This window comes from Sulfitobacter sp. EhC04, from assembly GCF_001650875.1.
Taxonomy (GTDB): Bacteria; Pseudomonadota; Alphaproteobacteria; order Rhodobacterales; family Rhodobacteraceae; genus Sulfitobacter.
This window is the reverse complement of the sequence record NZ_LXYI01000033.1, coordinates 1-20,097: the sequence shown is the minus strand read 5'-3', so window position 1 is coordinate 20,097 and position 20,097 is coordinate 1. Positions and strand designations below refer to the sequence as shown.

Genomic DNA, 20,097 nt, shown 5'->3' with positions numbered 1-20,097 from the left:
CATGACCTGCTGGCTGTTGCGCCGCACCGCAGCATCCCTAGTATGTCGGAAAATTCGTCCAGAGGAAGACAACTCATGCCTGACTTTTCGAAAATCCTGATTGCGAACCGGGGCGAGATCGCCATCCGCATCATGCGCGCTGCCAACGAGATGGGGAAAAAGACCGTCGCCGTCTTTGCCGAGGAGGACAAGCTGGGTCTGCACCGTTTCAAGGCGGACGAGGCCTATCGCATCGGCGAGGGTCTGGGACCGGTGGCTGCCTATCTCAGCATCGACGAGATCATTCGCGTGGCCAAGGCATCGGGCGCGGATGCGATCCATCCAGGCTATGGGTTGCTGTCGGAAAATCCCGATCTGGTGGATGCCTGTGTGCAGAACGGCATTACTTTCATCGGCCCGCGCGCCGAGACAATGCGCGCCCTGGGCGACAAGGCCAGCGCGCGGCGGGTGGCGGTCGAGGCCGGTGTGCCGGTGATCCCCGCATCCGAAGTGCTGGGCGACGACATGGATGCGATCCGTGCCGAGGCCCGCGAAATCGGCTATCCCTTCATGCTCAAGGCCTCCTGGGGCGGCGGCGGGCGCGGCATGCGCCCGATCTACAAGGAAGAGGAACTGGAAGAGAAGATCCTCGAAGGCCGCCGCGAAGCTGAAGCGGCATTCGGCAACGGCGAGGGTTACCTGGAGAAGATGATTCTCAAGGCGCGCCACGTCGAGGTGCAGATCCTGGGCGACAAACATGGCGAGATCTACCACCTGTATGAACGTGACTGTTCGGTCCAGCGCCGCAACCAGAAGGTCGTCGAACGCGCGCCCGCCCCCTACCTGACCGAAGAACAGCGCACTGAGATCTGCGAGCTGGGCCGCAAGATCTGCGCCCATGTGGGCTATGAATGCGCAGGCACCGTCGAATTCCTGATGGATATGGACGACGGCAAGTTCTACTTCATCGAGGTGAACCCCCGCGTGCAGGTCGAACATACCGTGACCGAGGAAGTCACCGGCATCGACATTGTGCGCGCGCAGATCCTGATCGCCGAAGGCAAGACAATTGCCGAGGCCACCGGCAAGACCAGCCAGGGTGATGTGCATCTGACCGGCCATGCGTTGCAGACCCGGATCACCACCGAGGACCCGCAGAACAATTTCATCCCCGACTATGGCCGGTTGACCGCCTATCGCTCTGCCACCGGCATGGGCATTCGCCTGGACGGCGGCACCGCCTATGCGGGCGGGGTGATCACGCGCTACTACGACAGCCTGCTGACCAAGATCACCGCCAAGGCACCCACGCCGGAGATGGCCATTGCCCGGATGGACCGCGCCCTGCGCGAATTCCGCATTCGGGGTGTCAGCACCAACATTGCCTTTGTCGAGAACCTGCTGAAGCACCCGACATTCCTGAACAACACCTACCACACCAAGTTCATCGACGAGACGCCGGAGCTGTTCCAGTTCTCCTCGCGCCGGGACCGGGGCACCAAGGTGCTGACCTATATCGCGGATATCACCGTGAACGGCCATCCCGAGACCAAGGGCCACCCCCGCCCCGGATCGCATCTGCGTGACCCCAGGCCGCCTGCCAGCCGGGCAGAGCCGATGATGGGCACCCGCAACCTGCTGGAGCAGAAAGGCCCGCAGGCCGTCGCGGACTGGATGAGCCAGCAGCGGCAACTGCTGATCACCGACACCACCATGCGCGACGGGCACCAGTCGCTGCTGGCCACCCGGATGCGCAGCCATGACATGATCAAGGTCGCCCCCGCCTATGCCGCCAACCTGCCGCAGCTGTTCAGCGTGGAATGCTGGGGGGGTGCCACCTTTGACGTGGCCTACCGGTTTTTGCAGGAATGCCCCTGGCAGCGCCTGCGCGACCTGCGCGAACGCATGCCCAACCTGATGACCCAGATGCTGCTGCGCGCCTCCAACGGGGTGGGCTACACCAACTATCCCGACAATGTGGTGCAGCATTTTGTGAAAACCGCCGCCAGTTCCGGCGTGGATGTCTTCCGCGTCTTCGACAGCCTGAACTGGGTGGAAAACATGCGCGTCGCCATGGATGCGGTGATCGAGGCCGACAAGGTCTGCGAAGGCACGATCTGCTATACCGGCGACATCTATGATCCGGACCGCGCGAAATACGATCTGAAATACTACGTCAAGATGGGTCAGGACCTGAAAGCCGCAGGCGCGCATGTGCTGGGCCTCAAGGACATGGCCGGTCTGCTGAAGCCCGCGCAGGCGCGTGTGCTGATCCAGGCGCTGAAAACCGAGGTCGGCCTGCCGATTCATTTCCACACCCATGACACCGCAGGCATCGCCTGCGCCACCATCCTTGCCGCGTCAGAGGCCGGGGTGGACGCCGTCGATTGCGCGATGGATGCGCTGTCGGGCAATACCTCGCAGGCCACACTGGGGTCGGTCGTCTCCGCCCTGCAACATACCGACCGTGACACTGGGCTGGACATGACCGCGATCCGCGAAATCTCGGACTATTGGGAAGAGGTCCGCGCCCATTACGGTGCCTTCGAGACCGGCATGCAGGCCCCCTCCTCCGAGGTCTATCTGCACGAGATGCCGGGCGGTCAGTTCACCAACCTCAAGGCGCAGGCGGCGTCGATGGGGCTGGATGACCGCTGGCCGCAGGTCGCGCGCACCTACCGCGACGTGAACCAGATGTTCGGCGATATCGTGAAGGTCACGCCATCGTCGAAAGTGGTGGGTGACATGGCGCTGATGATGGTCAGCCAGGGTCTGACCCGCGCGCAGGTCGAAGACCCTGAAACCGATGTGTCCTTCCCCGATTCCGTGATCGACATGATGCGCGGCAATCTTGGCCAGCCTCCCGGCGGCTTCCCCGACGGGATCGTGAAAAAGGTGCTCAAGGGCGAGAAGCCCAATCTTGAGCGCCCCGGCAAACACCTCGCGCCAGTGGACCTTGAGGCCACCCGCAAGGAGCTGTCCGAAAAGTTCGACGGGATCGAGATCGACGACGAGGACCTCTGCGGCTACCTGATGTATCCAAAGGTTTTTGCCGACTATATGGAGCGCCATCAACAATACGGGCCGGTGCGCACCCTGCCCACCGCCACATTCTTTTACGGAATGGAACCTTCGGAGGAAATCTCGGCCGAGATCGACCCCGGCAAGACGCTGGAAGTCCGCATGCAGGCGCTCAGCGAGACATCCGAAGACGGCGAGGTGAAGGTGTTCTTTGAACTCAACGGCCAGCCCCGCGTGATCCGGGTGCCGAACCGCAAGGTCACCGCCGCAACTGCCAAGCGGCCCAAGGCCGAGGCTGGCAACGACAGCCACATCGGCGCACCGATGCCCGGTGTCGTCGCCTCGGTTGCAGCAACCGCGGGCCAGAAGATCAAGGCGGGCGATCTGTTGCTGACCATCGAGGCGATGAAGATGGAAACCGGCATCCACGCCGAACGCGACGCCACGGTCAAGGCGGTTCATGTCCAGCCGGGCGCCCAGATCGACGCCAAGGATCTGCTGGTCGAGTTGGAATAGCCCAGAACAGAGAAAAACGGCCTCCCGGTCCAACCGCTGGATCGGGGGGTGACACCTGAACCGCGCTGCGGCGCGATCATTACAGCGTTTCGCGTTTACCTTGATACGCCCCTTACCACCTAACGCGTCAGGTGATTCAGGTTTAACGCGAAGCTCTTGGGGCTGCGCCAGCCCGGCCCCCTGGTCGGTCCGGCGCATCTGACCACATTTCCCTTTTCAGATGAATTTCTTTGGACTCTCGACATAAGTCGTTAGAGTTTTTTCACATTTTAATGAGCAAGGTTTGACAGATGTATTTTCGCAATTCAATTGGTGCTGAGACACCCACATCCCGCCCTCCCGGCAGACGTACCGACCCCGTCGCAGAACGATCCATTGCCGATGACCGGCATGATCGGTCCGGCCCTGCGCCTCAAGGTGGCAGGGATCGCGCCCCAACGGTCGAGGACCACCGCCAGGATACAGAGGTTGACGAGACCGGGGCGGCATCCACCCAGCCAGAACCGCAAGCGCGGGGCGATCATTTCGAATTCACCTTTGAACGTGGCGGATCTGCGCAAACGGACCGGGGCCAGCGAGACGCGGAATCCGCGCCGGAAGAGAACAGGATCGCCACAGCCAACGCAGCCGGCGACGGCAGACCGGACCCGGACCCAGAGCCGACACCGGCTGAAGATACAGACCCCGATCCGGCGCCTGCCCCCCTTGATCCGCCCACCGAACCGGAGGAGCCTGTCAACGCAGGCCGCCCCGGCGGTGACACACCGGGCACGCCGCAGGTGACACCGCCCAGCCCGCCGCCGGGCAGTGACAATGCCGAATATGGCCGCGACCCCGACGCGGCGCCAGATCCCGGTACGATCCCCCTGACCGGCTATACCAGCGGCGGTCCGGCCAGCACGGCCTATAATGTCACCATCGAATTTGTCGGCACCTGGACCGCCGAATTGCAAAACGCCTTTATCGAAGCGGCGGATTACCTGAGCACAATCATCCTGGGCGATCTGCCGGATGCGCTGGTGGACAGTGTGACCATTGATGACATCTCAATCACCGCCACGCTGGACACGATTGACGGCGTCGGTGGCATCCTGGGCAGCGCAGGCCCCCGCGAAATCCGCAACGATGGCACCTACCTGCCCGCGACGGGGGCCATGACCTTTGACAGCGCGGATGCGCAGAACCAGCTTGGCCTTGGCAACTGGGAGGCCATCATCCTGCATGAAATGATGCATGCGATGGGGTTCGGCTCGCTCTGGTCCTTGATGGGGCTGACCAGCGGCTCGGTCGGCGGGGGCGACATCCGCTTTACCGGCGCGAATGCCACTGACGTCTACCAGACCGAATTTCCCGATATTGCCGCCAATGATCCGGGGTCGCTGTCGGGTGTGCCGATTGAAACGGATGGCGGCTCCGGTACGGCGGGCAGCCATTGGGACGAGCTTCTGTTCAATGCGGAACTGATGACCGGCTACGTCGATACAGGTGGCTTCGTGTCGCTGATGACCATCGCGGCGCTGGAGGACATGGGGTATGACACCGTTTACGACAACCCCTACAGCGCGACCGATCAGACCGCGCCGCTGCCGCCGGACCCGCTGCTGGACTTCATGGCCTGACTGCCCGGCGCAGCAAGGGGCAGACCGTTGCGCGGCCTGCCCTGATAATCTGTTGCGCGACGCGCCGGAAGCGGCCATTCTGCGCATATGCACCTCTCTGCACTGACCCTGATCATCCCCGACTATGACGCCGCCATCGCCTATTATTGCGATGTGATGGGCTTTGATCTGACCGAAGACATCGACCAGGGCCACAAGCGCTGGGTCCGCGTCACGCCGCCCGGCGGCGGCGCGGGCATGATCCTTGCAGAACCGGGCAACGAAACCCAGCGCGCCGCCATCGGCAACCAGGGTGCGGGGCGGGTCTGGCTGTTTCTGAACACCGACAGTTTTGATCGCGATTACAATGCCTTGCGCGCCAAATCTGTCGTATTCGAGGAGGCGCCGCGCCATGAGCCCTATGGCACCGTTGCCGTCTTTCGCGACATTTTCGGCAACCGTTGGGATCTGATCGGCAGCGCGGTGCCGCCGTCCAGTTGAAACCCCTTACCCCCTCGCGCCGTTCAGAACGACTTGGTCAATGACACCTTGAACGTCCGGCCCGGTGCCTTGCGGGTGGGTGACGACAGATGCCCGACGTAGTCCTTGTCAAAGACATTCTCCAGGCCAAAGCGCACCTCGGTGCCGTCAAGCCAGCCCTGATCGGGCCGCCATGTCGCACGCAGGTTATGCGCCGTGCTGTTCGGCAAACCCGCCCCCAGCGCATCCCGTTGGTCTGCGGCATGGACAATTTCCCAGCTCAGGTCGAAATCGTCGTTCCAGCGTTTGCCCAGCGTCAGAAGGACACGGTCTGCCGGGCTGTTGCGCCAGACGGTTGAAGTGTTGTCAGGATTGTATTCCGTCCCGTTCCCCAGATGCCCGGCAAAATCGGCGTAGAAACCGCTGGCCATTCCATAAGACGCCTCCAGCTCAAAGCCCTTCGATTCCACGCTTTCCAGCTCCGCCCCGGTGCCGCCGGCCACTGTGTAGCTGGTGATATCGCGCAGTTTCGTGGCATAGAAATTACCCCGGATCGTCAAGCTGTCGTCCGGCGCGAAGACATGCGTACCCGTATAGGCCGCCCCAAGCTCCAGCGTGTGCGATTTCTCTGCCGTGGCGATGCGCCGCTGGGCGGTGGCGCTGTTGCCCAGATCGTCGATGATCGGCAGCCCTTCGGTATAGGCGGCACTGCCAAAGACGGACAAGCCGTTGCCGAAATCATAGGCCAGTGCCAGCCCGCCCATCAGGGCATCCTTTTGATAGGAATCAGGCACCCCCGCCAGCGGCAGCGCCGAAGTGATCCGGGAATTCTCGTAGCGCAGCGCGGGGGTGATCGTGAACTGCCCCACGGTCATCTCGTTCACCACAAACAGCGCATAGCGGTCATCGCGGCCGCCGGGTGCCCCGGCGGCAGTGTTGTCGGCCCGTTCCCGGCGCTGCACCTCAAGCCCGGCCAGCATGTCATGCGACAGCATCCCGGTCTGGAACTGGGCGCGGTTCGTCAGGGTGAGTTTTGTCGTCTCGTAGTGCTGATCCGCGTTGACCGTATCCACAAGGAACGGAAAGGAGGGCGTCCCCTCCAGCGGCGAAGACCCCGGCACATAGTCATATTCGATGATCTGATCGGCATAGGAAAGGTTGGCCCGCAGGTCGATCAGGTCGCTGGCGGGATTGTACCGGTATTCCAGAACCGTCTGGGCGGTATCGGTCAGCCGGTCCACATTGCCGAAACTGCCGCCGGTGGTGTCGAACTGGTCATAAGGAACATCCTTGTCATCGGCCACGGTGCGCGAATGGCTGAAGGTTAACGATTGCGCGTCATCCTGACCAAAGGTGAACTTGGCCTTTGCCAGATAGGAAGGCGTCTGAAACGCGCTGTTTCCGATCACACTGCCGTCGCCGGCTTTCAGGTCATTCTGGTCACGGAAGGAATAGTTCAGCAGGAACTCGGCGCGCTGTGTCGGCATCCAGGCCAGATTGGTCGAGCTGACCTTGCCGTCGCCGTTGGAACTGTACTCAAAGGTCTGCGAGCCGCCAAAGCCCGGCACCCCGCCGGTGAAATCGGATGCGTCCTTTGTCTCCAGCTTGACCACACCGCCGACGATGCCCGACCCATAGGCAAAGCTGCCGATGGTGCCGCGCAGCACTTCGACCTGACGATAGAGCAGCGGATCGGTGAAAAGCTGCGTGCCGATGCGATACAGTTCTTCCGATCCGACAGTGGCACCATCCACCAGCACGGCGATCTTCTGGTCCGACCCATAGGTGGTGTTCGCCCCGAAACCGCGGATGTTGATGCCCGATCCCTGCGGCGTGGTGCCGTTCACAAGGGTCACGCCGGGTATGGAATCAATCACTTGCGCCACGGTGCTGGCCTGCCGGTCCGCGATCTCTTCCTCACCCACAACCGTCCGTGCCAGAGCCGTGCCATAGCTCAGGTCGCGCTTGCCACCGGTGAGAATGAGAGTGCCAAGGAAACCGGGTGTGTCATTGTCGGGCGTTTCATTGTCTTGGGCCAGGGCCGGTACTGCCAGCGACAGGCAGACAAGCGCGGTCGTGCCGCGAAGTAGGGGGGTAAGCATTTGCGCCATCCTTCAGGAATAAATAGCCGAAGCTTGCGAAGGCTGGCGCGGCAGGTTTTTGTGAATTGACGATTATCGCAATCGTATGGGTTGCACCCTTAATCGTACCAGACTAAAACAGTCAAGTATTTTGCGAAAGCCACGCACCGGAAAAACCGGGCGCAGCCATCGGACCATCCCATATCCGAGGACGCCCATGACCCAACTATCCCCTGCCGATATTCGTGTTTTCCAGACTGAAAACCCCAAGCTGCGCGCGCGCGACGCCGCGGACAAGCTGAACATTTCCGAAGCGGAGTTCGTCGCCGCCCGCGTCGGGCACGGCGTGACGCGGATTGACGCGCATCCCGACAAGGTGATTCCTGCCGCCGAGAAGCTGGGCGAGGTCATGGCCCTGACGCGGGTTGCGGCCTGTGTCCACGAGAAGGTGGGTGAATACGGCAATTACCATCCCGGCGAACATGCCGCGATGACACTGACAGAGAACATCGACCTGCGCATTTTCCCATCCCATTGGGTCCATGCCTTTGCGGTCGAAACAGAGTCCGAGCAGGGCCTGCGTCGCGCGTTGCAGATATTTGATGCGGCGGGCGACGCGGTACACAAGATCCACCTCAGAGAGACGTCTAACCAGGACGCATGGGCCGGGATTGTGGCCGATCTGGCGGTGGAGGATCAGGCAGAGAGCCAGGCAGTCGCGCCGCGCAAACCGGTGGAGGCGGCAAAATCGGCCCCGGACAAGCTGGACATCCTGCGCGCCGAATGGGCACGGCTGACCGACACCCATCAGTTTCTGCGCCTGTGCTCCAAGCTCAAGATGAACCGGCTGGGGGCCTACCGGATCGCCGGTGCGCCATTTGTGCGCCAGCTTGACCCCAAAGCCGTGGACGACATGCTGCATGCCGTGCGCGATGCCGGGATCGAGGTGATGGTCTTTGTCGGCAACCGGGGCTGCATCCAGATTCACACCGGCCCGATCCACAAGCTGCATCCGATGGGTCCCTGGCAAAACGTCATGGACCCCGGCTTCAACCTGCACCTGCGCCTCGACAAAGTGGCCGAGGTCTGGGCGGTGGAGAAACCCACGCAGCGCGGCTCTGCCGTGTCGGTAGAGGCTTTTGATGCCGAGGGTGGGCTGATCTTTCAGGTCTTTGGGGTTGGCAAGGAGGGGCGCGATTCCCGCCCCGACTGGACCCGCATTGTCACCGGTCTGTCAGCGCTGGAAGAGGTCCCGGCATGAGGATCGGTTTCCATCGCAGCCTGCTTGCCGCTGCCCTTGCCCTGCCCCTTACGCTGGGCCTTACCTCCCCTGCCCGCGCGGATCAATCCGGGGCCGATGTGCTGTCGATCGGCGGATCGGTCACCGAGATTGTCGTGGCTCTGGGCCAGCAGCACCGGCTGAAGGCGCGCGATACCACCTCGACCTATCCGCCCGATGTCACCGATCTGCCGGATGTGGGCTATATGCGCGCGCTGTCGCCCGAGGGGGTGCTGTCAGTCGGGCCTGCGCTGATCCTCTCCGAAGAGGGCGCGGGACCGCCCGAGGCGCTGGAGGTGATCCGCGGTGCCAATGTCGAATTTGTCGAAATACCCGATGCGCTGACCGCCGAGGGAATTCTGAACAAGATCAGGGTGATCGGGGACGCTCTTGAAGTGCCCGACCAGGCCGCGGCGCTCTCTGAAAAGGTTGCAACGGCGCTTGCAGATGCCGTGTCGGATGCCGCGCGCCCCTTTGGCGAAAAGAAACGCGTGCTCTTTGTGTTGTCCACCCAGGGCGGCAGGATCAACGCCTCCGGCACCGGCACGGCAGCGGATGTGCTGATCCGCATGGCGGGCGGGGTGAACGCTGTCTCGGACTACGAAGGCTACAAGCAGATCACCGATGAGGCGGTTGGTCTGGCCGCGCCGGATGTGATCCTGATGATGGACCGGGGCGGCGATCATGGCGTGGCGGATGACGAATTGTTCGCCATGCCCGCCATCAGCCTGACCCCTGCGGCGCAGACCAGATCCGTCGTGCGCATGGACGGGCTGCTGATGCTGGGCTTCGGGCCGCGCACGGCCAGCGCGGTCCGGGACCTGAACGCAGCGCTATACGGTCAGGAAAGCTGACCGATGGCGTCGCTGACGGATATCATCCCGCCCCCCGGCAACAGGCTGAGCCGCGCCCGTGCGCTGCACTGGATGCTGGCAGGCGCGCTGGCGCTGGCCTGTATCGCCAGTCTTGAGGTCGGCGCGACCGATGTGACCCTGTCCGCGATGCTGGGCAAGATGGTGCAGGGGCAGGCCCTGACCCACATGGAACAAGTGGTCCTGTTTGACATCCGTCTGCCCCGTCTGGCGATGGGCGTGCTGGTGGGCGCGGCGCTGGCGGTTTCGGGTGCGGCCATGCAGGGGCTGTTCCGCAACCCGCTGGCCGATCCCGGCATTGTCGGGGTCGGCGCGGGGGCCGGGCTGGGCGCGATCCTGGCCATTGTGCTGGGTGCCTTGCTGCCCGCCTGGCTGATTGACCTGACCGGCAATCAACTGACACCCTTTGCGGCCTTTCTGGGCGGCTGGGGGTCAACCATCCTGCTGTACCGGGTGTCAACCCGGCACGGGCGCACCTCTGTCGCGACGATGCTGCTGGCGGGCATTGCATTGGGGGCGCTGGCAGGCGCGCTGTCCGGCATCCTTGTCTATGTTGCCAATGACCAGCAATTGCGCGACCTGACATTCTGGGGTCTGGGGTCTTTGGCCGGCGCAAGCTGGGCCAAGGTTCTGGGCGCGGGGCCAATGATCCTGCTGGCACTCGGCGCAGCCATGATGCTGGGCCGGGGCCTGAACGGGCTGGCCCTGGGCGAGGCCACGGCGGCCCATATCGGCATCGACGTGCAGCGGATGAAATCCATCGCCATCCTCGCGGTGGCCGGGGCCACCGGGGCGGCTGTCGCCGTTTCCGGCGGGATCGGGTTTATCGGGATCGTGGTGCCGCATCTGCTGCGCCTTGGCTTTGGCCCCGATCACCGGACATTGCTGCCCAATGCCGCCCTGCTGGGGGCAACCCTGCTGATCCTCGCCGATGTCATCGCCCGCGTCGTCATCGCGCCTGCGGAATTGCCGATCGGGATTGTCACCGCCGTGCTGGGCGCACCGGTGTTCCTGTGGATCCTGCTGAAGCGCAAGGGGCTGGTGGACCTGTGAACCTGATCGCCGAAAACATCCGCGTCTTCTATGGCAGCCACGCGGCCCTGCGCGGGGTCAGCCTGACCGCCCCGGCCGGAGAGGTCACTGCAATCGTCGGACCAAACGGATCGGGCAAATCCACCCTGCTGGGGGCCATCACCGCCGCCCTGCCCTTTGACGGCCAGGTCAGCATCAATGGGCGCGACATCGCCCGGATGAAACCCTGGGAACTGGCAGCACAGCGTGCGGTCCTGCCGCAGGCATCGCGGCTTGCTTTCCCTTTCAGCGTGATCGAAGTTGTGCGCCTTGGCCTGCAAACCGGCACCGCCGGGGACCGGCCCGAAGTGCCGATGAAGGCGCTTGCCCGTGTCGGGTTGGCCCATTACGCCGACCGCACCTTTCAGGAGCTTTCGGGCGGCGAGGCGCAGCGCGTCATGCTGGCCCGTGTGCTGGCGCAGGTCTGGGCCCCTGTCGAGGATGGTCAGCCGCGCTGGCTCTTGCTGGATGAACCCGTCTCAAGCCTGGACATCGCGCACCAATTGCAAGTGATGGAAATTGCCCGCAGTTTTGCCCGTGACGGCGGCGGCGTGATTGCGGTGATGCATGATCTGAACCTGACCGCGCTTTATGCCGATCGGGTGGCGATCCTGGCCGAGGGGCAGCGCATCGCCTTTGGCACGCCTGCCGAGGTGCTGACCGATGAAACCCTGTCGCGGGCCTATGGCTGCACCCTGCGTGTCTCGGCCCCGCCCTCCGCGGGCATCCCCTATATCCTGCCCCATGCCGCCTCTGCCTGAGGGGGCCGGGTATCCGACAAACGCCTGAAACCGAGAGGAGACCCAGATGACCTCCGCCCAGACCATGTTCGCGGCCACACAGGTGCCGTCATGACCCCTCATGTCACACGCACCGCGCCGGTGTTCCGCATTTTCGACGAAGCCAAGGCACGGGAATTCTATCTCGATTGGCTGGGGTTCACCTGGGTGGGCGAACATCGTTTCGACGCCGAAGCGCCGCTTTATGCTTTTCTGAGGCTGGGTGAGTTCCACCTGCACCTGAGCGAGCACCACGGCGATGCCACGCCCGGTTCCAGCGTGATGGTGCATGTCGACGACCTGCGCGCCTGGCACGGCTCCCTGCGCCCCTATTCCAACATGCGTCCGGGGCTGGAGCCCCTGCCCTGGGGCCTGGAGATGCGGGTCACCGACCCTTTCGGCAACCGGTTGAATTTTCTCGATCAGAAAGACGGCAAGTAACCGGCTGCAAACATCTGCGTCCCCAACTTCAATTCTTGACTGAATTTGTCGGATTAGGATAACAAGGGGTCAATACCCGACTCGAATAGTAAGTTTTCATGAGCCCGCCCAACCCCGTCCCAGCCACCACCTCAGGCAGCCCGGATGTTCACGAAAAAGGAGACAGACGTGATCAAACCCGAGCATGACGCCAGAGATTCCGCAGCGGCCCCGGCCAGCCTCGACTGGCACGACATCGTGATGTCAGGCGCTGACAGTAAAAAGATCGAAAGCCTTGCCCTGGCACAACTGACCGGCCTCAAGTGCAGCCCCGGAGAAGGCCGATGACCCTGATGCCGAACCTCTCCTCCCCCCGCGCACAGGACAATGCCGACGATACCGCCGTCTATGACGCGCGTGATCTGATCGTGAACGGCCTCAAGGCCAATATCGTTCTGGACGGCCAGACCTATACCCTGCGCATCACCCGTGCGGGCAAGCTGATCCTGACAAAATGACCGAAGCGATGGCAAGCGCTGGAAGCACTGTTGTCGGCCGGCTGACCGATGTCCCGCCCTGGGAGGCGGAGCTGATCCTGTCGATGCGGCTGTGGATGGACAGCCTTGAGGGCCAGGCCAGGGTCGGCACCGGCTTTGCCCGCTGTTTTGGTGCCGCAGGCGGGCGTGCAGAGATACGCCAGTTCGAGCGGTTGCTGACCGCGCTCTGCACCTATGCGCGCCGCCCGCTGGTGCGACATGGCCTTGGCTGCGACTGCATCGGTTCGGACGAGGCGGTGCTGCAAACGGTCGTGCGCGAGGCGGCCCGCGGCGATCTTGCCGAAGCGGCGATGATTGCCAGCCTGATCGTGCTTGCATCCCAGGCGGAACATGTGGCGCTGATGGCAGCCCAGGTTGGCCTTGCCATGCAATGTATCGCCCGCCAGGCACCCCCGTCGCGCGACAGCCACGATGCCCGCCAGGAACGCACCCTTCACTGATCCCCACAGCCAAGCCAGACCGGGCCACCTGCCCCACTCAAGCGAGAATACCATGTCAAAAGTTCCCAGCCCCTGCATCGACGTCTGCAAATTCAAACGCGAAGGCCATTGCATCGGCTGCTCCATGACAAAGGCGCAGAAATCCGTCTTCAAAGGGCTTAAAAAGAACGCCGACCGCGAGGCGTTCATCGAACTGCTGGTTGCGCAACAAGCGGTGATGGGGCGCTACAGCCACTGGGAAAAGGCCTATGAGAGCCGGTGCCGCAAGAAGAAGGTCAGCCTCTCCGTGCTGTCCGGCGGCAAGGCCGCATGACCCCGGCACAAGGCATCACGCGGGCCGAATACACCAAGACAGACTGAAAAAGGACAAGGCACAGATGACAGCAGCGCAGCGCAGAATATCGTTTCAGGACCGTCTTGAACCGGCCAGGGACGCGCCCGCCCTGTCGCTGCTGGAACACCTGCGCCATGCCGCCCGCACCAGCCGGTGCAAGACCTATGTCGATCTGTTCGGTGCCTGTGCCGCCCTGTCGGGCAACCGGCAGGTGGCCGCACAGGCCGCGTCAGAGGTGCTGATGCGCTGCCTGCATCAGGCCCTGGGGCGGCGACCGGTACTCTACCGGATGGAAGAGCGCGCGACCTCCTTTGACGAGGACTGGTTGATGGCCCTCGCCCGCAGTCTGCAAACCGACGATACTGCCAGCGCGACATTCCTGCTGCACTCCCGCGTGCCCAGACACGCGCGCCGCAACCTTGCCTTTCTCTTGCAAACCGTGGTCAACGCTCAGGACCAAGTTTAGAATAGTTCTAATTCGACTTGCCAAATCGCTGCACCATTTGTAATTTGGCGGTGCAAGCCAGCACAATGCCAGCCAGCACCCTATTCATGATGCAGGAGGCCACAATGACCCAGACAGCACAGACCCTTTCCACCGATGCCACGACCCAGATCGTCGAGGCGCTGAATCAATGCGTGGCCGAAACCGCCGTGACCACGATGCTTGCGCAGAATTTCCACTGGAACGTGACAGGCATGGCATTCGGCCCCCTTCACGCGTTGTTCCAGACCATCTACGAAGATCATTTCGTTGCTCAGGATGATCTGGCAGAGCGGGTCAAGGCGCTTGGTGGCCATGCTGAAGGCACCCTTGCCGGTATGCTGAAGCGGTCCAAAGTGGCCGAGGCCACGGGCGTTCCCGCAGCGCCAGAGATGATCCGCCTGCTGAAAGAGGCACAGGAAACACTTGCCGAAACCCTTGCCGGGGCCGGCGAACTGGCCGCTGAGCAGGGCGACACGCTGACCGAGGATCTGTGCATCTCACGGGGCCAGACGCATGAGAAATTCGCCTGGATCCTGCGCGCCCACCTTGACTGAACGCGGTGCCCGATCGCCGCGAGACAGCAACGCCTCCAAAACATACTAATTCAATCAGGTATTGAATCCCCCCTTGCCGGATGGTAGCAACGCGCCATCCAGCAAGGGCTACGGCCCCAGCCAGAATATCCATCAGGTAATCGGAGGCTGGAGCCATGCAGGCAATCCACCATATCCTTGCAGCCACAGTGCTGACACTTGTCCAATCGGGCACGGCCTGTCTGGCCCAGGAGGCCCAGGGCAAGCACGTCATGATCGAATTGAACGCGCTTGAACCGGTCGAAAATGCCTGCCGCGTCACATTCCTTGTCCAGAACGGGCATGACACCGACATCGACAGCGCTGTCTATGAGGCAGTGCTTTTCGACACCACGGGCCAGGTTGACCGCCTGACCCTGTTCGACTTTGGCACCCTGCCAGCCGCCCGCCCCAGAGCCCGGCAATTTGTCGTGCCGGGACTGGCCTGCACCTCGCTGGGCCGCCTGCTGATCAACGGCGCGGAGACCTGTACAGGCGCGGACCTGCCCGAAGACGCCTGCAACAAGGATCTGGAACTGCGCAGCCGGGTTGAAACGGAGGTGCTGGGATGATCGAAACTTTGCGCGAAGCGATCCAGCGCATCACCGACCTGGGTGGTCCGGTTGTGCTGCTGCTGGGGCTGATTTCGGTCCTTGTCCTGAGTGTTGTCCTGTACAAGCTGTGGCAATTCACCGTCGAAGGCGTCGGCCGCCACAAGGCGCTACAGGCGGCCATTGCCGCCTGGGATGCGGGCGACCGCACGGCCGCCCGGGGCCATGTCGCGCAATCGCGCAGCTACCTTGTGCCCGTCATCTCCATGGCCTTTGACGGTCAGGTCGACGCCGCCCGCCTTGAGGCGGAAGCGGAGGCGCGCTTTGCCCGGCTCGAAGGCGGTTTCCGCCTGATGGATTCGGTGGCCCAACTGGCACCGCTGCTGGGGCTGTTCGGCACGGTTCTGGGCATGATCTCGGCCTTTCAGGCCCTGCAGGAAGCGGGCGCACAGGTTGACCCTTCGATCCTGGCCGGGGGTATCTGGGTCGCGCTGCTGACAACGGCGGTAGGGCTTGCCGTGGCAATGCCCACATCGGTGATTCTAAGCTGGTTCGAAGCGCGGATGGATGCCGACCGGGTCCTGGCGCATAAGGCGCTGCAAACGGTCCTGGCACCGCAGGGCCAGGGCAGCGCAGCCGAGGCTGTCGGAGTACCGGCCCATGCGTAAAGCCCGACAGCGGCGCGCATTGTCGATGACCTCGCTGATCGACGTCATCTTCCTGCTGCTGCTGTTCTTCATGCTGACCTCCACTTTCACCCGCTTCGCAGAAGTCGAGTTTGCCTCTGCCGGTGCGGGCAGTGCCGCATCATCGCAAAAGCCGGTTTTTGTCTCGCTTGCGGCAGACAGCCTGCGCCTGAACGGCGACACCCTCGCGCTGCCGGACCTGTCCGGGGCGCTGGCCCCGCACCGCGCTGACAATACCCCTCTCGGCGTTCTGGTCGCGGCCCGCGCGGATGTGACAGCGCAACGGCTGACCGATCTTCTGGGGGCCCTGCGCAGCATCCCCGACCTGACTGTTACCGTCCTGGAACCGTCATGAAGCGGCGCAACGGCAAATCGCGGCGCGAGCCGACCATCGCGCTGATCAACATCGTATTCCTGATGCTGATCTTCTTTCTGGTGGCCGGCACCATTGCGGCACCACTTGATGCGAACCTGGCGCTTGTGCGCACAGAAGGGATCGAAGGGACCGCGCCCGCCGATGTTCTGGTTGTCCACGCCGACGGGCGCATGACGCACCGGGGCATCCCGGTCGCATCCGCTGCGGCGTTTTTCGATGAATTGCCACAGGAGGTGCGCGACAGGGTGCGGATCGTGCCGGACCGTGACCTGCCTGCGGCCACCCTGATCACCCTAGGCCGTGCCCTGCGCGAAGCCGGGGCAAAGCAGGTCGCCATCGTCACCGAAAGGGGATTGCAATGACCCGTGTTTCCACCATTGCAAAAGGTGCCGCCCTGTCTTTCGCGGTGCTGGCCCATGGCGCGCTGGCGCTTGTCCTTGTGTCGCCAGAACCCGTGCTGGTCGAAGGGGCCGACGGCGCCGCCGAAGTCCGTCTCGGCAACGGGTTTCAGGACATGGCGGCAGGCACGCTTGCGCCGGAACGGGCCGATACGGAACTGACGCCTGCGCCCGCCGAAAGCACCTCCGCCGAGACGCCCGAAAAGGCCGAGAAACAACCCACACCGGATGCGGCCGCGCCTGCCCCTGCCAGCACCGCCGCAGCGACAGGCGGCGAAGACCTGCCGCCCCTGCAACCCGACGTCACCGCACCTGCTGTCAGTAAACAGGCCAGCGCCACGGTGCCGGAGCGGATCACAAGCACACCGCCCGAAACCGCCACGGTCACGCAATCGGTGCGGCCCAAGAACCGCAGCGCCGCCTTTGAGGCCGCTCACAGGGCACCGCCCCCGCCAAAGCCCACGGCCCGCACGGCACCGAAAAAGGCGCAACCCAAAGGGAACGCAAAGAAAAACGCACGCGCCGGTGAAACGGCAGGCGAGGCCACCGCCAAGGCACGCGCCAGCGGGAACGGGGGAAAACAGCAGGCGGCGGGCAATGCAGCGGCCAGCAATTATCCCGGCGTCGTGATGCGCAGACTGTCCCGCGCGGGCAAGCCGCGGGTCAATGCAAGGGGCACCGCCGTGATCGCCTTCTCCATTGCGGCAAGTGGCGGCCTCGCCTCGGTCACGCTGGCGCGCAGTTCGGGGTCCGCAACCCTTGATCAGGCCGCCGTCCGGCTGGTGCGCGGCGCGGGGCCCTTCCCCAGACCGCCGCAGGGCGCGATGCGACGGTTCTCGATCGAGATCAAGGGCCGGTAGGCGCAGGCCGCCCGGCGCGCTTTCTGCCGGGGAACCCGCCGATGCCCGGCCGGGATCCAACAGCACCCCCGCCGGGTGCCAAGCCCCCCCTGTTCCTGCGCGATAGATGAAGGTCCGAACGGCACATCCGCCTGCTCCTGCACGGAATTGCGGGCGATGTCGGGAAGAGACAGCGCGTCCCTGCCCCGCTTGGCGCACGCATGGGCCTGGGCGCAGGTGCCGCATTGCCTCTGCCCGCGATACCGCTATTTTTCCGCCATGCCCTATGAATGGACCACAAAACCTGACGAGACCCCGCAGCGCATGCGCCTCTGGCCGCATCAATCGCTGCCCGCAAAGGGGTTTGCCGCCTTCATACTGGTCACCTTCACCCTGATCCTGATCCCGACCCTGCCGCTGTTGGGCACGATCCTGTTGTGGGGGTTGCTGCCCTTCATGATGGCGGCGGTGGCGGGCATCTATCTTGCCCTGCAAACCAACCATAGATCCCGCCAGATCGAGGAAATCCTGACCTTAGATGCCGAAACCGCCCACCTGACCCACCGCACAGCAAAGGGCGAGGTGAAGGAATGGGAATGCAACCGCTACTGGACCAGGGTGACAAGGTATGAAAAGGACGGCCCGGTGCCGCATTACATCACCCTGTCCGGCCAGGGCCGCGAGGTCGAGATCGGCAGGTTCCTGAGCGAGGACGAACGCATCGCACTCTATGACGACCTCAACCGGTCGCTGCGGCGCTAGGTCCCCTGTTCGGGGGGTACCCCGCCCGTCTGCGGCGCGGTTAATTCACGATAGATCACGGAGATTACCATGCGCCTGTTTGCCCAAGCCCCCCTTGCCCTGTCCGTGATGCTCGCCGCGCCAGCGCTGGCCGAAGAACAACTCGCCTGCACCATTCTTGGCTGCGAAAAGGTGAACATCGAGATTTCCGATTTCGCCGGTGCGAATAATTTCTCCGTGCAGGAGGTCTGGTCGGTCGTGAACGATATCCTGGGGGTCTCGGGTCTGGCGCCCAATTTCCAGGTGGTCGAAACGCAGGAAGTCGGCAACGCCGCCGCCGTGATCATCGAAGAGCAGCGCTATCTGGCGTTCAACCCGGTCTGGATGCGCACCTACCGCGACCGGCCTGACAGCAAATGGCAGCTTTATGCGGTGATGGCCCATGAGGTCGGGCACCACTTGCAGGGCCATACGATCACCGCAGGCGGGTCGCGCCCCCCGACAGAGTTGGAAGCCGATGAATACGCGGGCTTCACCCTTGCCGCACTTGGTGCATCGCTGGACGAAACCCAGGCACTGTGGAAATCCTTTGGCGAGACGGGATCAGCCACGCATCCGCCACGTCGTCAGCGGCTTGAGGCAGTGCAGCGTGGCTGGGAACGTCGGCGCGGTGCCGCGGTGCCCGCCACCCCCGTGGCGCAGCAACCCGCCCCCGTCATCAAGATGCAGACGCGCGCCCCCGCGATGGCCGGAGAATCCTGCCGTCACCTGAATTTGACGCTGGGTGCCGCGCGCGTCTGCGCCTCTTCCACGCTGGGCTCGCAAGGGCGCAACAGCTATGCCTTGAGCAACATGTTCGACGGCGATGTCGCGACCGCCTGGGTCGAGGGGGTCAGCGGCACCGGCGAAGGCCAGCAGATCACCGTCAGCTTTGACCGGCCCACCACCATCCGCCGCCTGAATATTGTGACCGGCTATGCCAAATCACAGGACATTTTCCTCAAGAACGCCCGCGTGCGCGCCTTGCACCTGCGGGCTTCCAATCAAAACGAAGGGGCCATCACCCTGATGGACAATCCCAGCGTGCAGCAATTCGACACCAGCGGTCTGGGCGGGCTGGACTGGATCAGCCTGACGATCAGATCGACCTATCCGGGTACGAAATACACCGACACGGCCATCAGCGAACTGATTCTGGAATGATGGCACAAACCGCCGGACGCAGCGCATGTGCCGCGCCAGACGACACAATCAGCTCAGCTTTTCCTTCACCATCGGACCCACTTTGCCAAAGTCCATCTGGCCGGTGTATTTGCCCTTGAGCACGCCAATCACCTTGCCCATGTCACGGATGGAGCTGGCGTTCTGGCTCGCGATGGCCTCATCCACCGCTGCCGCGACTTCGGCCTCGGTCAACTGGCGGGGCAGGAACTCCTCGATCACCTCGATCTCGGCGTTCTCGCGCTCTGCCAGGTCCAGCCGGCCGCCTTCCTCGTAGGCGCGGGCCGATTCCTGTCGTTGCTTGGCCATTTTGCCAAGGATCGCCAGCACCTCTTCGTCGGCCACACCGTCATCGTTGCCGGTGGCACGCACCGCGATGTCCTTGTCCTTGATCGCGGCATTGATCAGCCGCAGCGTGGACAGCCGGTCGGCAGCCTTGTCTCTCATCGCCTGTTTCAGCGATTCCGAAATGCGCGTACGCAGTGTCATGCGGTCCCCTATTTGGTCCAGACAGTATCAAAGAGCCTACCATAGCCATAGTGAGCGGGGCAGGCAATGGGGTGCACGCATAGACAACCCATTGATATTGAAGGAAATATGTTTTCGCCCATAGCCTTGACCCCGCCCCCCGCCGGCAGTAGGTTGCCAGCCGTTTACCCTGCCACATCCCGTTTCGGAGGCTGCCCCGATGTCCGCGCCCACCCCCCCAAGCCCCCCCCCCTGCCGTGCTCTTGCCGATGGGTCCCTATTTTACGGCATGGGCTTTGGGGCCACCGCCCAGACAACGGGGGAACTGTGG

23 protein-coding genes are annotated in these 20,097 nt (G+C 63.4%); 21 read left to right on the top strand and 2 right to left on the bottom strand.

What is annotated here, in order from left to right; genetic code table 11:
* Nucleotides 1-75: 75 nt before the first annotated feature.
* The 3 genes from A8B82_RS14630 (at nucleotide 76) to A8B82_RS14620 (ending at nucleotide 5,615) form a co-directional block, all read left to right on the top strand.
* Nucleotides 76-3,516, top strand: a complete 3,441-nt coding sequence (locus tag A8B82_RS14630) for a pyruvate carboxylase (protein WP_067293848.1) — start codon at nucleotides 76-78, stop codon at nucleotides 3,514-3,516.
* A gap of 290 nt (nucleotides 3,517-3,806) precedes the next feature.
* Nucleotides 3,807-5,135, top strand: a complete 1,329-nt coding sequence (locus A8B82_RS24420) for a leishmanolysin-related zinc metalloendopeptidase (protein WP_067293845.1) — start codon at nucleotides 3,807-3,809, stop codon at nucleotides 5,133-5,135.
* Between the two features lie 87 nt (nucleotides 5,136-5,222).
* On the top strand, nucleotides 5,223-5,615 hold the full coding sequence (locus tag A8B82_RS14620; RefSeq protein WP_067293843.1) for a VOC family protein: 393 nt from the start codon (nucleotides 5,223-5,225) through the stop codon (nucleotides 5,613-5,615).
* Nucleotides 5,616-5,638: 23 nt separating this feature from the next.
* Here A8B82_RS14620 and A8B82_RS14615 read toward each other — a convergent pair whose 3' ends face one another.
* Nucleotides 5,639-7,696 (bottom strand): TonB-dependent receptor plug domain-containing protein, encoded by a 2,058-nt coding sequence (locus tag A8B82_RS14615; protein WP_067293840.1) that lies wholly within the window; start codon nucleotides 7,694-7,696, stop codon nucleotides 5,639-5,641.
* A 196-nt stretch (nucleotides 7,697-7,892) separates the two neighbouring features.
* Between A8B82_RS14615 and A8B82_RS14610 the strand changes: the two genes are divergently transcribed.
* The 18 genes from A8B82_RS14610 (at nucleotide 7,893) to A8B82_RS14530 (ending at nucleotide 19,280) form a co-directional block, all read left to right on the top strand.
* Nucleotides 7,893-8,936 carry a hemin-degrading factor gene (locus A8B82_RS14610; protein WP_067293839.1) on the top strand — a complete coding sequence of 348 codons (1,044 nt, stop codon included), beginning with the start codon at nucleotides 7,893-7,895 and terminating at the stop codon, nucleotides 8,934-8,936.
* Nucleotides 8,933-9,808, top strand: coding sequence for a heme/hemin ABC transporter substrate-binding protein (locus A8B82_RS14605; protein WP_067293837.1), 876 nt, complete (start codon nucleotides 8,933-8,935; stop codon nucleotides 9,806-9,808). The genes A8B82_RS14610 and A8B82_RS14605 overlap by 4 nt, the downstream gene beginning before the upstream one ends.
* A gap of 3 nt (nucleotides 9,809-9,811) precedes the next feature.
* The gene (locus A8B82_RS14600; protein WP_067293835.1) at nucleotides 9,812-10,879 is read left to right on the top strand and encodes a FecCD family ABC transporter permease; all 1,068 of its coding nucleotides are present in this window, start codon (nucleotides 9,812-9,814) and stop codon (nucleotides 10,877-10,879) included.
* Entirely contained in the window at nucleotides 10,876-11,658 is a 783-nt protein-coding gene (locus A8B82_RS14595; protein WP_067293832.1) for a heme ABC transporter ATP-binding protein, read from the top strand. Before A8B82_RS14600 ends, A8B82_RS14595 begins: the two co-directional genes overlap by 4 nt.
* 90 nt (nucleotides 11,659-11,748) lie before the next feature.
* Nucleotides 11,749-12,117 (top strand): glyoxalase superfamily protein, encoded by a 369-nt coding sequence (locus A8B82_RS14590; RefSeq protein ID WP_067293829.1) that lies wholly within the window; start codon nucleotides 11,749-11,751, stop codon nucleotides 12,115-12,117.
* 168 nt (nucleotides 12,118-12,285) lie between these two features.
* Nucleotides 12,286-12,444 (top strand): hypothetical protein, encoded by a 159-nt coding sequence (locus A8B82_RS24195; protein ID WP_161489464.1) that lies wholly within the window; start codon nucleotides 12,286-12,288, stop codon nucleotides 12,442-12,444.
* Nucleotides 12,445-12,449: 5 nt separating this feature from the next.
* A complete protein-coding gene (gene hemP / locus A8B82_RS23630; protein WP_082899326.1) occupies nucleotides 12,450-12,614 on the top strand; it encodes a hemin uptake protein HemP in 165 nt (54 codons plus the stop codon).
* Nucleotides 12,615-12,622: 8 nt separating this feature from the next.
* A complete protein-coding gene (locus A8B82_RS14580) occupies nucleotides 12,623-13,093 on the top strand; it encodes a hypothetical protein (protein WP_161489463.1) in 471 nt (156 codons plus the stop codon).
* A 52-nt stretch (nucleotides 13,094-13,145) separates the two neighbouring features.
* On the top strand, nucleotides 13,146-13,406 hold the full coding sequence (locus A8B82_RS14575) for a DUF1289 domain-containing protein (protein WP_067293823.1): 261 nt from the start codon (nucleotides 13,146-13,148) through the stop codon (nucleotides 13,404-13,406).
* Nucleotides 13,407-13,470: 64 nt separating this feature from the next.
* Nucleotides 13,471-13,893 (top strand): hypothetical protein, encoded by a 423-nt coding sequence (locus tag A8B82_RS14570; RefSeq protein ID WP_067293820.1) that lies wholly within the window; start codon nucleotides 13,471-13,473, stop codon nucleotides 13,891-13,893.
* 104 nt (nucleotides 13,894-13,997) lie between these two features.
* Nucleotides 13,998-14,468, top strand: coding sequence for a Dps family protein (locus A8B82_RS14565; protein WP_067293818.1), 471 nt, complete (start codon nucleotides 13,998-14,000; stop codon nucleotides 14,466-14,468).
* A gap of 155 nt (nucleotides 14,469-14,623) precedes the next feature.
* Nucleotides 14,624-15,058, top strand: a complete 435-nt coding sequence (locus A8B82_RS14560) for a hypothetical protein (protein ID WP_067293815.1) — start codon at nucleotides 14,624-14,626, stop codon at nucleotides 15,056-15,058.
* Nucleotides 15,055-15,705 carry a MotA/TolQ/ExbB proton channel family protein gene (locus tag A8B82_RS14555; RefSeq protein ID WP_067293813.1) on the top strand — a complete coding sequence of 217 codons (651 nt, stop codon included), beginning with the start codon at nucleotides 15,055-15,057 and terminating at the stop codon, nucleotides 15,703-15,705. The genes A8B82_RS14560 and A8B82_RS14555 overlap by 4 nt, the downstream gene beginning before the upstream one ends.
* Nucleotides 15,698-16,078: an ExbD/TolR family protein gene (locus A8B82_RS14550; RefSeq protein WP_082899325.1), complete on the top strand. Its 381-nt coding sequence runs from the start codon at nucleotides 15,698-15,700 to the stop codon at nucleotides 16,076-16,078. The genes A8B82_RS14555 and A8B82_RS14550 overlap by 8 nt, the downstream gene beginning before the upstream one ends.
* Nucleotides 16,075-16,461, top strand: coding sequence for an ExbD/TolR family protein (locus A8B82_RS14545; protein WP_067293808.1), 387 nt, complete (start codon nucleotides 16,075-16,077; stop codon nucleotides 16,459-16,461). The genes A8B82_RS14550 and A8B82_RS14545 overlap by 4 nt, the downstream gene beginning before the upstream one ends.
* Complete coding sequence (locus tag A8B82_RS14540; protein ID WP_067293804.1) at nucleotides 16,458-17,357, top strand: TonB family protein; 900 nt, start codon at nucleotides 16,458-16,460, stop codon at nucleotides 17,355-17,357. The genes A8B82_RS14545 and A8B82_RS14540 overlap by 4 nt, the downstream gene beginning before the upstream one ends.
* A 258-nt stretch (nucleotides 17,358-17,615) precedes the next feature.
* Nucleotides 17,616-18,098, top strand: a complete 483-nt coding sequence (locus A8B82_RS14535) for a DUF2244 domain-containing protein (protein ID WP_067293965.1) — start codon at nucleotides 17,616-17,618, stop codon at nucleotides 18,096-18,098.
* A gap of 69 nt (nucleotides 18,099-18,167) precedes the next feature.
* Complete coding sequence (locus A8B82_RS14530) at nucleotides 18,168-19,280, top strand: NADase-type glycan-binding domain-containing protein (RefSeq protein ID WP_067293802.1); 1,113 nt, start codon at nucleotides 18,168-18,170, stop codon at nucleotides 19,278-19,280.
* Between the two features lie 48 nt (nucleotides 19,281-19,328).
* Here the strand turns inward: A8B82_RS14530 and A8B82_RS14525 are convergent, their stop codons facing one another.
* Entirely contained in the window at nucleotides 19,329-19,787 is a 459-nt protein-coding gene (locus tag A8B82_RS14525) for a GatB/YqeY domain-containing protein (protein ID WP_067293799.1), read from the bottom strand.
* Nucleotides 19,788-20,097 lie beyond the last annotated feature (310 nt).